The following is a 14,814-nucleotide window of genomic DNA, read 5'->3' on the forward strand; positions in this document are numbered from 1 at the left end:
CAGGAGAGCAGCTGACCATGCCAAACTTCTAAAGTGCCCGTTTACGGGCGGCAAGTAACGGAACTTTCGCGGCTGGCAGACCGTACTTGCGCGACGTGACGCGCGTGCTAGTATTCTAGGGCTATGCCCGCATATGAAAAACCCCCGGCTTTGCCGGGGGATATTTATTTATAAAGTGAGACACTCTGACAGAAAGATTCCCTTTTATATCTATCTCTATAGCATACTGTGCATCTCTTGCAAGCGTAAGGAAGGTACGTATGCTGTCGAAGCTGTCAAGGTGGCCGATGCTTAACCCGATGACGACGGAGCAGCGGATTGCCGAGCTGCAGACGAGCGTGCGCTATAGCAGAACTTCCGTAAGCAGGGAGCGCGTGATGTCCGATTGGCGGATCGCTATGGCGGAACAAAAGCAACCCAAGCGGCTGGTTGACAGCAATGAATCGCTGCGGCGCAAGAACAAGTACGGAATGATCCGGGACGAACAGGACGCTACCGTGGAATAAATCGGCGGCACGACGGCCGCCGGTGACTGCCGGTGTGCGGCTCTCCCGCAGATGTGTTGACTGGTGACAAAATTTATGACTGTTGGGATTTTTAAGACGTAAAATGCAAATGGACATCCTTTTTTCTGACAGCTGCGTGGCGCATAAATATTGATGGGATAGGAGCGACGTTGCGATACACTATATAAATAGAGCTTAAGAGGAATTTGGATTCGGTCCACACAGCACGCGCCATTTTGCTGTTTCCGCGCAGCCGCCGTAGATCGTTGGAAATAGACATGGGGCGTGAACCTCACGGCTATCTTGACAACTCTCCACGGCACAATGGTTTGCTGCTGCTAGAACTCTGTACGAACCGCCAACAGAGCTGATAAAACAGACCGAGACTGGGTTTTCGCCGCGCGGATTGGCCAGAGGAAAGCCTTATTTTACCGTGTCGCGTATCAGCAGCCTGTTGGGGAAGAATAGATTTTCAATGGGGGTGGATGGATCGGTGATTTTTCGCATCAGAATCTCGCCTGCCGACCGTCCCAGTTCAAACATGGGTACGGTGACGGTGGTGAGCGGCGGGGTGGTGAGTTCAGAAATCTGATAGTTGTTGTGGCCCATCACGGAGAGATCCTCCGGCACACGCATGCCAAGCCCAAGCGCCGCCCGCAGAACGCCGGTGGCCTTGTAGTCGTCAGTGCAGAACACGGCGGTGGGAGGATGGGCCACTGTGAGGAGCGCAGTAACGGTGGACACGGTTTCTGACACCTCGTAGCTGGTAGAGGCAATAAGGGTGTGGTCTATCCGCAGGCCAGCCTCGGTGATGGCCTCAATATAGCCATCGTACCGTTTGCGATTGGCTGCATAGGAGAGTGGTGCATGTACCAGCCCGATTCGGCGGTGGCCTCGCTCCAGCAAAAAGCGCACAGCCTGATAGGCGCTTTGTTTGTCATTGGTAGACACCGTGTTGAACGGCGTCGTGTAAATATCGGGATTATCGGGTGGATATCCGATGAGTACAAAAGGGCAGTCTTCCTCCAGCAGGCGGCTGAGGAGCGGATCATGTACGAAAGAGCCGACCACGATCACACCTTGCACCGCACCCGAGCGAATCAGCTTAATGCAGTGTTCCAACTCCATCGATTGTTTTAGATCCGTAAGTAAAAGAGTACTGTACTCTTGCTTGACCAGCGTGGATGTGATGCCCTGCAGGATAACGAAAAAATCTGGATTAGAGAAAGCCTGGTCCATGGTGCGGCCCATAACCACCGCGATGTTTTTCAGGCTGCGCGCCTCCAAGCTGCGTGCCACGATGTTGGGTGTATAGTTCAGTGCCTTGATCGCCCGCAGCACCTTTTTTCGGATGGGAGGAGAAACGTTGGAGGCGTTGTTGGCCACCCGGGACACCGTAGAAATGGATACCCCGGCCAACCGTGCTACATCCTTGATGGTGGAGGCCATCGCTCATCCTTCTTTCATGCCCACGCAGCGGGCGGATTATAGTGGAATGCAATAGGGGGAAATCAATAAAACGTTTTCTGGAATATATTATAATTTTTTTGTTTCAGAAAAACAATAGATATAAATGAAAAAGATGGATCTAATCCGGATTTCGCAAAATAAATAATCATATTGAATAATTATTTTATACAAATATTGATATATTTACACAAAATGTTGAAGAATATGAAAATAGAAGAAAACAAGAGAAAATAAATGATATAGTTAGATAAATAGATGCAATTTCATTTAAACGCTAAAAACAGGCTTTTGAAAAAACGTTTTCACGATTTATGCTGAAGCTGTCAGAGGCAGACAGCAAACGTCTGTGAGTTTCAACCAGATTGCCGTCCGTCTGCGCCGGGCGGCAAGACAACAGAAATGGAGGAAAAAGATGCACAAACACACAAAGCGTTGGACAGCTTTTGCAATGGCGATGACCCTGATCTTAATGTTGCTCACGGGGTGTGGGGCACAGCCCGCTCCTTCTGTGGTCAGCTCGTCCGCCGCCCCGTCATCCGGTGGAGCGTCCACCGTGGACGGAGAGCAGGTCGTGCGCATGTGGACTTTCCTGGACCCAGAGGCGGACAACGGCCGAAGCAAAGCGCTCAAACAGATGATCGAAACTTTTGAGTCGGAAAACCCCGGCATCAAGATCGTGGTGGAAACGCAAGATTGGGAACAGATGACCCCCAAGTTTTTTGCCGCACATGCGGCGGGCAATGCGCCCGACATCATCTGGTGCATCATGGATGAAATGGGTGCGGCCCTGGACCTGGGGGCGTTGGAACCTTTGGAAAACCTCTTCCTGAAGGATTGGACGGAGGAGGAGATTGCGGATATCGACGACTCATTCTTTAATTTTGGCGTGAGGGACGGCAAGCATTATCAGATTACCCATTCCCGCAACTACATGGCCATGTATTACCGCGCAGACCTCTTTGAGGAAAAAGGGCTGGAAGTGCCCAAAACATGGGATGAATTTATTGAAGTGTGCCAGGCATTGACGGAAGTAGATTCGGAGACTGGTATTCAGCGCTATGGCTTTGGCCAGGCATTTAACGTGGACAAAGTAGATCCACAAATCATGACCAGCCTGCTGCTGGACACGCAGGGCAACTTGTTCACTGACGATGGCAAGGCAAACTGGGCCAATGCCGCAGGCGAGGAAGCGCTTCAGTTCCAATTGGACTGCATCACCAAGTACGGCATCACGCCGGAAGCAGCGGTGAACCTGACTGGTGAAGAGTTGTTCACCGAGTTTGCAGCCGGAAAATACGCCATCATCACAGGCGGTGCCGTGCGTGTGCCCACTGTGCGCGCAGACGTTCCCTTCGAACCCAGCGCTGTGCAGCTGATGCTGTATCCTTCTGCCGACGGCAACGGAAATTCCCCCAGCACCATCAACGGCTGGTGCGTGGGCGTATGGTCCGGCAGCAAGGTCAAAGAGGCCGCCGGGAAATTTGTAGAGGCTATGATGAGCCCTGAATCCGATGAGTTGTGGGTTACTCTGGGCGGTCAGCTGGCCATCCGCAAATCCACGATGGAAAAACTCGGTGATTTCTATGAGGACCCCAACAACCGTTATTTGACCGTTGTGGCAGACGGCATTACAAACGCCGGTTGGCCGCAGCCTACGGATTATCCCGTGAGCTCCTGGAAGAACGACCTTAACCGCGCCGCACAGATGGTGATGGTGGACGGAAGCTCAATTCCGGATGCGCTGGCCAGTGTTGCCAAAGATTTTGACGAGCGCAACGGTGGCTGACGCGCCTGCGGCCCGCAGGCGCCGGACATGAAATAGCAGGCGCGCGGAGCGCCGTGCGGAAAGGCGCCCTTTCCTATACGATGGGCGCCTTTCCTTTATCCGGCGGCCGAGTGCGCGGCCGCGGTGGAAGGAGAGGATATCGTTTGAAGATCAAAAAAACGCTGCGCGATTATCTGGGGCTGTTTCTCACACTGCCTGGGATGTTTCTCATCGTTATGATACTGGTCGTACCGCTTTTCTGCACTGTGTACAGCAGCCTTTTCAAACTGGATCACCTGCAGAATGGGGGATTTGTAGGCTTTAAAAACTACGTGACATTGTTTCAGGATCCGGGCATCTGGGCTTCCTTCGGTATTACGATTTTGGTAACGTTGGTATCGGCAGGCATCTCCATGGTGCTGGGCCTGGTGTTTGCGCTGTGGATCGACCGGCGTACCGGTGCGGTGGCGTATTTGATTCAGCTCATCGGCCTGCTGCCCTGGGTTATCTCCATGATGGTAGGCACAGTACTCTGGCGCTGGATTTTGAACGGAGACACTGGTTTGTTTAACTATTTCCTACGGTGTTTGGGTATTGCGCCGGTCGCTATTTTTGAAAATAAAACAGCTTCGCTCGTCACGCTCATCGTGGTGATGGCATGGCGTACCATCGGCTATTCCATGGTGATGATCTTGGCAGGGCTCAAAGGCGTGGACAAAGGGTTGTTGGAGGCTGCCCGTGTGGATGGCGCCAATACCTGGCAGGCACTTATGCGCATCAAGCTGCCGCTCATTAAAACGCCCATGCTGCTGTCCACCATCGTGCTCACCATGAGCAATTTCAACAATAATACGGTGCCGCTCATCCTGACGGGCGGCGGCCCGGGCACGGCCACCAACGTGATCTCGCTCGAGCTGTACCGCATGGGTTTTACCTACTACAAATTCGGTCTGGCCTCGGCGTTGTCAGTGCTGGTGTTTTTGGTCAATATCGTATTTGTGGTGCTGTATGTGAGGATGATCAAATATGACGTATAAAATTGCAGAAAAAAAGCGTCTTGCGCAGCGCGCCCGGGCCAGCCGGCAGCGCGCCTCGCTGCCAGAGATCGTGCTGCTGCTGATCATGCTTGTGGTGAACTCTACCCCTATTTTGTGGGGGCTGGTTACGTCACTGAAAACACGGCGCGAAATTTTGGTGTATCCCCCGAAGTTTTTCAACTTCACACCCAGCCTGGAGCACTACTTCAACGTGTTTCGCAACGGGTTAGATATAGGTATGCGCAACAGCCTGCTCTATTCGGCATGCACCATTGCTCTGGGCCTGGTGCTGGGCCTGCTGGCCGCCTATGGCTTTGAGCGCTATCATTTCCCATTTAAAAAAATATTGTTTTACATCGTGATCGCAGGCATCCCGCTGTCTATTGGCAGTGCAGCTATGCTGATCCCCAACTATTTGTACATGATGGAGCTCGGCCTTACCAACAAATGGTATACGCTGATTCTGCTGTATACCGCATACAATCTGCCCATGGCGATATGGATCATGAAGGGCGGCATTGAGGCCATTCCTCTGGAAATCGAGGACGCGGCACTCATTGATGGCTGCAGCCGGGCTTATATTATCGGCCGGTTGATTCCGCGTCTGATTCTGCCCTCTATTGCATCTTCAGCACTGTTCCTGTTTATCGGCGCGTGGAACGAGTTTATCACTGCTGCCGTAATGATCGATTCGCCGGAATTGCGTTCCATCCAGTTGGTAATCTATTATTTCCGCGGCTTTTTCGGTACCGACTGGGGCGCGCTGATGGCCTCGGCCATGATTGCGGTGCTGCCTATTCTGGTGGTGTTCTCGTTCCTGGGAAAGCTGATGGTGTCCGGACTTACACAGGGAGCCGTAAAGGGCTGAGGAGGAAAAGTATGCAGAAGAAAACTGCGCAGGCCGTCCGCTGCGACGTAGCGGTGCTGGGCGGCGGCGTGAGCGGAGTAGTCGCGGCACTGGCAGCGGCGCGCCAGGGCGCACACGTGCTGCTTGTGGAGCGGGAGGATTTTCTGGGCGGAGTGCTTGTGTCGGGCCTGGGGACTCTTGGCTTTAAAGACCGCGCGGGCAATACGGTCATAGGCGGTATCGCCCAGGAGATCGTGGACCGTTTGGGCCGAATGCACGGCACGCTGGGGCACAATCCATGTCCCGTTCTAAACAGTCTTACGCCGGTAAACGCTGCGCTGGTGCGGCTGTTGCTGTTTGAAATGTGCGGCGAGGTTGGCGTGCAGATGCTGCTGGGCTGCACGTTTGTGGCGGGCAAGGTATACGGGCACCGGCTGCGCCGTGTGTATGTGCAGGGCCGTGCCAAGCGGTTTGAGGTGGAGGCACAGGTGTTTATCGATGCCACCGGTGACGGCGACCTGTGCGAGAGCATCGGTATTCCCTTTGAGAAGGGAGGCCCCGACGGCGAGTTACAGCCCGCCTCTTTGATCTTCGCCGTGTCGGGGGTGAAGAAAGAAAAACTGCTGGAATATGTGGAGCGCTATCCCTCCGAAGTGGAAACACCGCAGGGATATGAGATGAATGTAGACGCAGCGTTTTTTCGAACGGTGCAGGGATATAACCTGCTGGGGCTGGACGCACTAATTCGCCGCGCACGCGCCAACGGAGACTATGTGGATGTTCCGCGCGACCGCTTTTCGATCATCACGCATCCCAACGACGATACGACCATCATCAACAACACTCGCCTGACAGATTTCGACGGCACGGACCTTTGGCAGCTCAGCCGGGGCACCGGCGAGGCCTGCCGCCAAGTGGAGGAATTGCTCCAGTTCATGCCCAAATACATACCAGGCTATGAACGGTGCGCACTCTCCTTTATTGCACCGGTGCTGGGCGTGCGGGAGACAAGGCGCTTTTTGGGCCGTCGCTGTCTGCAGGAAAAGGATGTGCGCGCAGGGGCAATTCCAAGAGATACGATTGCGCTCTGCGGGTATAACGTGGACATCCATCACGGTCGGGATGAAGGCAGTGAACTATACATTGTGGAGCGTGGATACGGAATCCCCTACGGCTGTATGGTGCCCGGACAAATGGACGGGGTGCTGTTCACAGGGCGGCTGATTTGTGCCGACCGGGTGGCCTATGGTTCCAGCCGGGTTATGGGCACCTGCATGGCGCTAGGGGAGGCCGCGGGCCTGGCGGCGGCGCTGTGTGTACGGCTCAATTGCACTCCGGCACAGGTGCCGGTGGAGAATCTGCGTGCGCTGCTGAAGGAGAACGGAGCCGTATTGACGATACCACAGGAGGTGGCAAGTCATGAAAACGTTGAAAAATCTGCGATATGACGTAGTCTGCGCAGGGGGAGGCGCATCCGGTGTGTTTGCCGCCGTGGCGGCCACCCGAACCGGCGCGCGGGTGCTGCTGTTGGAGAGGACAGGCTTTCTGGGCGGTGCGGCGGCTCTGGGCATGCCTTTGCGCGGGGTGGCGCCGCAGCACACGCCGCTGTTGGACGAATTTCTATGCATCCTTACGGACTTGGGCGGCACGGCGGGCCCGCTGGATGGACCGGAGATCCCGGTGAACGGTGAGACGGTGAAACTGGCGTTCCACCGCTTGTGCCGGGAGAGCGGCGTAGACGTTCTGCTGTACAGCGAGGCCTATGAGGTGCGCCTTTGCGGCGGTGCGGTGCGCGGTCTCACCGCGGTGGGAAAGGATACGCTGTTGGAGGTCGAGGCCCCTGTTGCGATAGACGCCACGGGTGCGGGCGATCTGGCGCGCAGCGCAGGGGCGCTGGAACAGGACCCGCCCCTGGAAGCCTGCGCGGCTCTGACTCTCACTGGGTTGGAAGCCGCCGAGCTCTGGCACCGAAAAAAAAGCGGTGCGGAGCCGGGCTTTGCCAAAGCACGCCCCGGCGCCCGCTACGAGGGGCCTCTGACGGAGGGAGGGCCAGTCTGTACCGTCTATGCCTGTGTGGAACCCAACCGTTTTTTGGTACAGCTACCGCTTGCCTGCAAGGTGGACCCTTCAGACCCTGCTTCACGCACGAGGGCTGCTGTGCAGGCGCATACAAAGGCGCTGGAATTGTTGCGCAGCCTGTGCGCCCGATCAGAGCTTTCCGCTGTGCGGCTATCGAGTGTTTCACCGCAACTGCAGCTTTGTGGTGCGCCGGTGGTGCGCCGCGCGGAAAAAAGCGTATGCGGGCCGGAGCAGGCCGCGGCAGTTACTGCAGGGCGGGACGGAAGGCCGCTGTATTTTGGCGTTTCACATTTGAATGTGCCGCAGCCGGCGGGGTTGCTGGTGTGCGGAGCCCTGGCGGCAGAACACGGGGAACTTGGCTCTGCATTGGCCACAGGCGAGGCGGCCGGAGCCTGTGCGGCATTGGCGGTGCGGCAGGGCGGCGTACCGGGTATGGTAACGGCAGAGCAGGTGCGCCGTACCACGGGCCTGCTGCTGTAAGATGATTTAGCGGGACAAAGCGGCAGAAAACTGTTTTTAAAGAAAGAAGGAGTATCGTACTATGATGAGTTCCAATGTGAAAATGGCCATTATCGGTGCGGGTACATGGGGCAAAAATCATGCTCAAATTTACAATGCGCATCCGTTTGCCGAAACGGTGGCCATCTGTGACGCAAATCTGTCCAAGGCGCAGGCCGTAGCGCAGGAGCTCGGCATTCCCCAAGTGTATCAGGATTATCATGAAATGCTGGAAAAAAGCGGCTGCGATGCGGTGGCGATCGTCACGCCGGATTATCTCCACGCAGAGATGACCATTGCATGCGCCAGAGCAAAAAAGGCGGTGCTTATTGAAAAGCCGCTTGCCACCACGCGGGAGGATGTGCAGCGTATGGTGAACGCTATTGAGGAAAATGGCGTACGCGTCATGGTAGACTTCCACAATCGATGGTCGCCGCCCTTCAACGCAGCTTATACAGCGGTGCGCGCAGGCGAACTGGGCGAGTTGTACAGCGGCTACTTCCGTTTGAACGACATCAAATGGGTGGCTACCGATCTGCTGCCTTGGGCGGCTCAGTCTTCAATTTTATGGTTTTTGGGAAGCCACAGCCTCGACACCCTGCGGTGGATATTTGGCTCCGAGGTGGAGCGAGTTTACTGTGTCAGCCGTTCCGGCGTCCTGAAGGGACTGGGGGTGGACACTGTGGACGAATATCTCACTACGCTGGAATTCAAAAACGGTGCTATCGCCCACATGGAAAATGGATGGATTACCCCCAATGCAAACCCGTGTGTCAACGACATCAAGTGCAATCTGCTGGGCACGAAGGGGATGATCGCCATCGATGCCTCCAACCACAACCTGATACAGAAATATACGGATGAAAAAGTAGAGGTGCCCGATGTTATTGTGCAGAATCATATCTTCGGCCAGCCCAAGGGCTTTGCCTTTGAAAGCATTCGAGGCTTTGTGGATGGATTGTACACCGGAAAAGATTTCCCGCTCACCTTGTACGACGCGGCTAACACCTCGCTGACCATTTTGGCTATTATGGAATCTGCCCGAGCACGCGTCCCTGTGGAAGTATCGGGCCTGTACGAGGTGTAGGATGGAGTATCTGAGATGTGCAGTGGTGGGCTTGGGCACTTTCGGCTCTTTTCACGCACGGGTGTGGAGTGAACTGCCGTACACCCGGCTGGCTGCCGTGTGCGACCGGGACACAGCGCGGGCTGCCGCCTTGGGCGCGCAATACGGCGTACCCTGGTACACCGATCACCGCGCGCTTCTGGCGCAGTGCTCCTGCGAAGCAGTGTCAGTGGCGACGCCGGATCATCTGCACAGACAGGTGGCGGTGGATGCTGCCCGTGCGGGAAAGCATGTTTTGGTAGAAAAGCCGCTTGCGACCAGCCGTGAGGACGTGAACGCCATTGTACAGGCGGCGAAGCAGAACGGCGTGCGCGTGATGTGTGATCTGCACAACCGGGTAAATCCGCCTTTTGCCCTGGCACGCCAGCGAATCGCCGGCGGAGAACTGGGGGAGGTGTGCAGTCTGTATATGCGCATGAACGATGCCTGCAGCGTAGCCACGGAGATGCTCTCGTGGGCCAAAGAATCCTCCATCTTGTGGTTTGTGGGCGTGCATTCGCTGGACCTGCTTTGTTTTTTAAGCGGTTCCCGCCCGCGAAAAGTCTACGCAATGAGCACCCGGGGCGTGCTGGATTCGATGGGCGTTCCCGCAGTGGATTTGTACCAGACTTCCATCGAGATGGAAAACGGAACGATCGCTCAAATGGAGAACGGCTGGATCGTGCCCGACGGTAGCCCAGCACTGATCGATATGAAGTGCACGGTGCTGTGTAGGCGGGGAATGGTGAAGATCAACGGTTCTGACAGTGATTTGCTGCGCGTATACTCGCCGCAGCGCATGGAGACACCCAGCTGCATTGCCCGCCCGGAGATCAACGACCGCGTAGCCGGTTTCGCCGTGGACAATCTGTGCTGTTTCGCACAGGGTCTTCTTGAATCCCGCCCCTTCAACAGTACGCTGCAGGAGGCGGCGGATGTTTGTTTTGCCATTGGAGCGATACACGAATCGGCTCGTCTGCATCGTCCGGTGGAGGTGCAATATTCTTAAGTGAAAAAACAGATCCTTTCGGGACATTTCCGAAACGCTGTTGCTTTTTATAGGTAATTAGAAGAAACGATTACTTCCGGAGGAGAGAAGCCTTTCCTCCAACGCGCGGGCATATTTCATATTGTACAGCATGAGTGCCTCTTACCGACAAGCCCAATCGCAGTGCCGCGCCGTATGCGGCTCTGAGCGCGAAAAAAGCGGGCGCGCTCATATCAGCTACGCTCAAAACTACTGCCCGCTGCTTTGGGATACCCGCAGCACGCTAAAAAGGAGATGCTGGAGGCCCTGCGGTTGGCAGACATGAACGTTTCTGAAGAAGAGATGGAACTGCTCACCGGCTGTAAAAGGCTGGAGGACGGTATCGCTGCACTGACGCGTCACGCCACGACACCGGTGCTGGTGACGCCCAAAGACGCATACTGCTGAGCGGGTGTCAACAGCGGCCTGATGGGTACCTATGGCGTGCGCGTGCATGCCGTAGACACCACGGGCGGCGCGGGCGACGATTTTGGGGTGCCCTACTCTGGCGGCTGAGGGGCCGGGGCACAGCCTTGTTACGCGCTGTACCCGAGGAAGAGAGGGGAACATCACTGCTTTTTCCAATGCGGCAGGCAGGCTCACAACCCAAATGGGGGCGCTTCCAACAATGCTGAATCGCGCTGCCGCTAAGAAGTAGTGTATGGAAGAGCCCAGCGTCCGGCTCTTAAGAGCGTCCGGCCACCGTCGTGGGGCACAGGGCGAGGCTGCACCAACCAAACTTTTGTTGCGCGGCCTCTCCGTATCGAGCAATAAGAAAATCCGTCTGCTGCCCTGACATTGCGGCGGGCCTGCGCGGGACGCGCAGAATTCCCTGTGGGCTCGCTGTAGCATCTTTATAACCGAAGCGTGTTTTCGCCAAAGAAGGAACACTTGTTTCGGCGAATTTGAACTCAATACAGAGAAAGACGGTGTCTAAATGAAAAAAGTTCAGACAAAAACCTGTGATGTGGCGGTGATCGGCGGCGGGCCGGGCGGCCTTCCGGCTGCGATACGCGCTGCGCGAATGGGGAAAAAAACGATTTTGGTGGAGCGAAACAGCTTTCTGGGTGGAACGGCGGCGTCCGGGCTGGGGATTCTGGGATATCTGGACCGGCAGGGCCGTAAGGCACTGGGCGGAATCGCGCAGGAGCTGATCGACCGACTGACGGGATACGGAGGCGCGATTGGTCATTACCCATGCCCGGTACACAACTCGATCACCCCTATTTCGCCGGATTGGTTCAAGATCGTGGCAGTGGAGATGTGCCGCGAGGCGGGCGTGGAGGTTCTATTCAACAGTGAACTGCTGGATGCGACGATAGAGAATGGGCGCGTGGTGTGCGCCGAGGTATACGGCAAGTGCACCCGAACGCTCATCGAGGCGAAGGTGTACATCGACGGCACCGGCGACGGCGATCTGGCATATATGGCGGGAGCACGGTATATGTCGGGCCAGGATGGCACGGGAATTATGCAGCCGTGCACACTGATGTTTACGGTAACAAATTATAATTTGGAAAAATTTTTAGATTTTGCTGAGCAGAGTCCGGAGAATTTTGGAATCAAGGAGGATTATGCAAAAGGGTACGACCCGACGTTTTTTCGTGCAAGCAGAGGCCACTGCTTCATCGGGATGGATGAACTGATCAAAAAAGCGAAGGCGAAAGGCGATTTTCATGTCCCGCGCAACCAGTTTATCCACATCACCACCCCTGTGGACGGAATGCTGGCCATCAACACGTCGCGCATTATTGAGATCGACGCTTCCGACCCGTATCAACTGTCAAAAGGGCTGGAGGAAGGCTATTTGCAGGTCCGAGAGCTGATGGCGTTCATGAACAAATATCTGCCCGGCTTTGAGCAGGCCCAGCTGGCCGGTATCTCACCCACTCTGGGCGTGCGAGAAACAAGGCACTTTGTCGGCGTAAAGCGCTTGACGCACGAGACGATGTATGCGCCGGAGACAAAGAGGGAGGCCGTCGCTCAGTCAGCATACAATATTGATATTCACAGCGGCGTGAAAGATCACATTGACCTCACTCCGGTGGCAGAGCCATTTGGAATCCCCTACGGCTGCCTTGTGCCCGAAAGCCTGAACGGCCTGCTGTTGAGCGGACGCACGATCAGCGTGGACACACAGGTGTTTGCCTCGGCGCGGGTGATGGGACCGTGTATCGCTGTGGGTGAAGCGGCCGGTACGGCCGCGGCAATGAGCGTCGATAAGGGAATTGAGCTGCGCGACGTGGATGTGGACGCCCTGCGGGCCACGCTGCGGGAGAATGGAAATCTGTTCTGAGCGGCATGAAACAGGATCGGCCTCAAAAAACAAGAACCAAAAATTTCAACGCAAAAACGGAAACGGATTCGTTCTGATCCGGAGTACTCATTTCGGAGTGGGTATCTGTTTCGTAACAGTCATACAAATCAGAACCGGCTGCAATTTGAATTTAGACTGTTTAAATTCAAATTGCAGCCGGTTTTTTCTGCGATTTTAGACTTTTGGATTCCCTGCCGCTGCGCTTGCGGTTCAGCCGGGAAGAAGAATTTCAATGGCTGCGCCTGTCCAGACAAGGCTTGGTTCCACAGATGCGCCGGGGGTGAGAGGTTGGGCCGGAGGGAGGGCTTCACCGTGCCACGGGTTTAGGATGAGCGGCTCCCTATCACAGCTCTTTTTCATCAGAACATAATGAAGTTTGTTTACAGGCGCGCCATTTTCCAGCATTTGACACACCAGGATGGCGTATTCTGCCGCCTGTTCCACGTCCAGCGCGGCTTCACAGAGCATCCCCAACATCTTCATTTGTGCGACTTCCTGCTTGGCGGCCGCGCTCAGTACGCCGAACATTTGCCGGATCAGCGGGTTTTCCCCGAGATGGAATACTGGTTTTGCGCCCTGCTTTGCCAAGCGGCGCATCATAAGCATGGGGTTGGAATAGCTTTCAAAGCCTGGCATCGCGCAGCCAAAGACGATGTCGTTATACAGAGCAGATATGTATGCCCTGTCGGCGGCTTCAGCTTTGGCGTGCCCGGAAACCTCCCATTCGTAATAAGCCAAGGTGAAAGCTCCGCAGGAGTTTCCATCCGCTTTGCCTTGTGTGATATATTTGCACATAGTATCCACCTTCGTTTCGATGATTTACGGGCAGCGGACCCGTTTTTCTTATTATAACATGGACACTGCATGGCAGCCACAAAAAATCAGGACAAACAGTTTTGAGGGCTCAACAGTTTCCGGGAACATCAGCAGGCGAAGCTGCGTCTCCGGCGGATACCATAAAGCGCTCCGGCAGGTTTTGTGGAAAATATGGTCTATAGCGTTATTGGCCGTTTACAGGTTTTCTGGTCAAGAACTCAAAATATTTTACATTTTGTACGTTATTGAAAAAAGATGTAAAAAAAGTTATGCTGAAAATCGGAAGGCGCGCACTGTAAAAGGGAGGGGCGCAAATACAGTGCTGTGGCTGTAAGCTGGTTTTTCGATTAAAGCACTCTTGAGAGCCGGCGTGCGGCGGAACCGTAGACAACAAAACAACGAAGAGAGGGAAAAATATGTATCGCGTATCCAATTTTACCGACAATGATGACGTTAAAACACTTGATCAAAAAGGGCCCTTCACCGTTATTGAATACCAAAGGGACCTGAGCGTGACGCCGGGTTCGGCTGTCACGGCTTTTTACTGTGCTCAGATGAACGTAAAAAAGCGGCAGGTCATATGTGATTTGAATCATGCGAATATTACCATCCAGGCCGGGGCCATGCAGTGGATGCTGGGCAATGTCAGCGCGACCACAGGAATCAAAGGCGTTGGGGACCTTTTCGGAAAAGCTGTACGGGGCAAGGTAACGGGGGAATCTGCGATCAAGCCGGAATATACCGGCAGCGGTATGCTTGTTTTGGAACCTACCTATAAGCATCTCCTGCTGATGGATGCGGCCGATTGGGGCGGCTCTGTGGTGCTGGACGACGGCTTGTTTCTTGCCTGTGACTCAAGCCTCAAACACAAAGCAGTCATGCGCTCAAATTTCTCCTCGGCGGTCGCCGGCGGCGAAGGGCTGTTTAATCTGAGCTTGAACGGCAGTGGTGCGTTTTGCATCGAGGCAGAGTGCCCCAAGGAAGAATTGGTAGAGATCATATTGGAAAATGATGTGTTGAAGATCGACGGGAACTACGCGATCGCCTGGAGCGCGGGCCTTGAATTTACGGTGGAGCGGTCTGGTAAGAGCCTGATCGGTTCAGCGGCTTCCGGGGAGGGGCTTGTAAATGTGTACCGTGGTACGGGCAAGGTGCTGATGATGCCTACCGCAAAAATGCCGAATATTTGATTGAGGCATTTCCCGACGGCGCCCGGCAACAGTCCGCCGGTGTAATTGTAAAAAGCGGCAGGTTATCCGCTGAAGGCTGTCCGCCGCTTTTGCCGCGCGGTTATGGGGTCGGGCGGGCTCTTTTGCTTGGCGCCTGCGCCGGTGTACAGACTGCGTA

13 protein-coding genes are annotated in these 14,814 nt (G+C 55.1%); 11 read left to right on the top strand and 2 right to left on the bottom strand.

Annotation, left to right across the window (positions count from 1 at the left end; all coding sequences use genetic code 11):
• Positions 1 to 260: 260 nt before the first annotated feature.
• A complete protein-coding gene (locus IIY41_RS01585) occupies positions 261 to 506 on the top strand; it encodes a hypothetical protein (protein ID WP_154523627.1) in 246 nt (81 codons plus the stop codon).
• A gap of 423 nt (positions 507 to 929) precedes the next feature.
• On the opposite strand, the gene IIY41_RS01590 is transcribed toward IIY41_RS01585, so the two are convergent.
• A complete protein-coding gene (locus IIY41_RS01590; protein ID WP_058723214.1) occupies positions 930 to 1,955 on the bottom strand; it encodes a LacI family DNA-binding transcriptional regulator in 1,026 nt (341 codons plus the stop codon).
• A 433-nt stretch (positions 1,956 to 2,388) separates the two neighbouring features.
• Here IIY41_RS01590 and IIY41_RS01595 point away from each other — a divergent pair, with 433 nt between their 5' ends.
• The 9 genes from IIY41_RS01595 to IIY41_RS01635 all read left to right on the top strand — a co-directional run bounded on the left by IIY41_RS01595 (position 2,389) and on the right by IIY41_RS01635 (position 12,630).
• Positions 2,389 to 3,762, top strand: a complete 1,374-nt coding sequence (locus tag IIY41_RS01595; RefSeq protein WP_082670725.1) for an ABC transporter substrate-binding protein — start codon at positions 2,389 to 2,391, stop codon at positions 3,760 to 3,762.
• Between the two features lie 143 nt (positions 3,763 to 3,905).
• Entirely contained in the window at positions 3,906 to 4,778 is an 873-nt protein-coding gene (locus IIY41_RS01600; RefSeq protein ID WP_165858967.1) for a carbohydrate ABC transporter permease, read from the top strand.
• Positions 4,768 to 5,646: a carbohydrate ABC transporter permease gene (locus IIY41_RS01605; RefSeq protein ID WP_123158879.1), complete on the top strand. Its 879-nt coding sequence runs from the start codon at positions 4,768 to 4,770 to the stop codon at positions 5,644 to 5,646. The genes IIY41_RS01600 and IIY41_RS01605 overlap by 11 nt, the downstream gene beginning before the upstream one ends.
• 11 nt (positions 5,647 to 5,657) lie before the next feature.
• Positions 5,658 to 7,073, top strand: a complete 1,416-nt coding sequence (locus IIY41_RS01610; protein ID WP_058723209.1) for an FAD-dependent oxidoreductase — start codon at positions 5,658 to 5,660, stop codon at positions 7,071 to 7,073.
• On the top strand, positions 7,045 to 8,184 hold the full coding sequence (locus IIY41_RS01615; RefSeq protein WP_287399372.1) for an FAD-dependent oxidoreductase: 1,140 nt from the start codon (positions 7,045 to 7,047) through the stop codon (positions 8,182 to 8,184). Before IIY41_RS01610 ends, IIY41_RS01615 begins: the two co-directional genes overlap by 29 nt.
• 61 nt (positions 8,185 to 8,245) lie before the next feature.
• Positions 8,246 to 9,289, top strand: coding sequence for a Gfo/Idh/MocA family protein (locus IIY41_RS01620; protein WP_287399374.1), 1,044 nt, complete (start codon positions 8,246 to 8,248; stop codon positions 9,287 to 9,289).
• Position 9,290: 1 nt separating this feature from the next.
• Positions 9,291 to 10,316, top strand: coding sequence for a Gfo/Idh/MocA family protein (locus tag IIY41_RS01625; RefSeq protein WP_123158882.1), 1,026 nt, complete (start codon positions 9,291 to 9,293; stop codon positions 10,314 to 10,316).
• A gap of 291 nt (positions 10,317 to 10,607) precedes the next feature.
• Positions 10,608 to 10,742 carry a hypothetical protein gene (locus IIY41_RS01630; RefSeq protein WP_256291176.1) on the top strand — a complete coding sequence of 45 codons (135 nt, stop codon included), beginning with the start codon at positions 10,608 to 10,610 and terminating at the stop codon, positions 10,740 to 10,742.
• A gap of 529 nt (positions 10,743 to 11,271) precedes the next feature.
• Positions 11,272 to 12,630 (top strand): FAD-dependent oxidoreductase, encoded by a 1,359-nt coding sequence (locus IIY41_RS01635; RefSeq protein ID WP_134107706.1) that lies wholly within the window; start codon positions 11,272 to 11,274, stop codon positions 12,628 to 12,630.
• A gap of 231 nt (positions 12,631 to 12,861) precedes the next feature.
• Here IIY41_RS01635 and IIY41_RS01640 read toward each other — a convergent pair whose 3' ends face one another.
• Positions 12,862 to 13,389, bottom strand: a complete 528-nt coding sequence (locus tag IIY41_RS01640) for a hypothetical protein (protein ID WP_256291177.1) — start codon at positions 13,387 to 13,389, stop codon at positions 12,862 to 12,864.
• A gap of 494 nt (positions 13,390 to 13,883) precedes the next feature.
• Here IIY41_RS01640 and IIY41_RS01645 point away from each other — a divergent pair, with 494 nt between their 5' ends.
• Entirely contained in the window at positions 13,884 to 14,657 is a 774-nt protein-coding gene (locus IIY41_RS01645) for an AIM24 family protein (RefSeq protein WP_055079587.1), read from the top strand.
• Positions 14,658 to 14,814 lie beyond the last annotated feature (157 nt).

The organism is Ruthenibacterium sp. (assembly GCF_017421385.1).
GTDB lineage: Bacteria > Bacillota > Clostridia > Oscillospirales > Ruminococcaceae > Ruthenibacterium > Ruthenibacterium lactatiformans.

Coding starts and splice junctions, on each gene's coding strand:
- IIY41_RS01585 (WP_154523627.1), top strand. CDS start 261: ATGCTGTCGAAGCTGTCAAGGTGGCCGATGCTTAACCCGATGACGACG.
- IIY41_RS01590 (WP_058723214.1), bottom strand. CDS start 1,955: ATGGCCTCCACCATCAAGGATGTAGCACGGTTGGCCGGGGTATCCATT.
- IIY41_RS01595 (WP_082670725.1), top strand. CDS start 2,389: ATGCACAAACACACAAAGCGTTGGACAGCTTTTGCAATGGCGATGACC.
- IIY41_RS01605 (WP_123158879.1), top strand. CDS start 4,768: ATGACGTATAAAATTGCAGAAAAAAAGCGTCTTGCGCAGCGCGCCCGG.
- IIY41_RS01610 (WP_058723209.1), top strand. CDS start 5,658: ATGCAGAAGAAAACTGCGCAGGCCGTCCGCTGCGACGTAGCGGTGCTG.
- IIY41_RS01615 (WP_287399372.1), top strand. CDS start 7,045: ATGAAAACGTTGAAAAATCTGCGATATGACGTAGTCTGCGCAGGGGGA.
- IIY41_RS01620 (WP_287399374.1), top strand. CDS start 8,246: ATGATGAGTTCCAATGTGAAAATGGCCATTATCGGTGCGGGTACATGG.
- IIY41_RS01625 (WP_123158882.1), top strand. CDS start 9,291: ATGGAGTATCTGAGATGTGCAGTGGTGGGCTTGGGCACTTTCGGCTCT.
- IIY41_RS01635 (WP_134107706.1), top strand. CDS start 11,272: ATGAAAAAAGTTCAGACAAAAACCTGTGATGTGGCGGTGATCGGCGGC.
- IIY41_RS01645 (WP_055079587.1), top strand. CDS start 13,884: ATGTATCGCGTATCCAATTTTACCGACAATGATGACGTTAAAACACTT.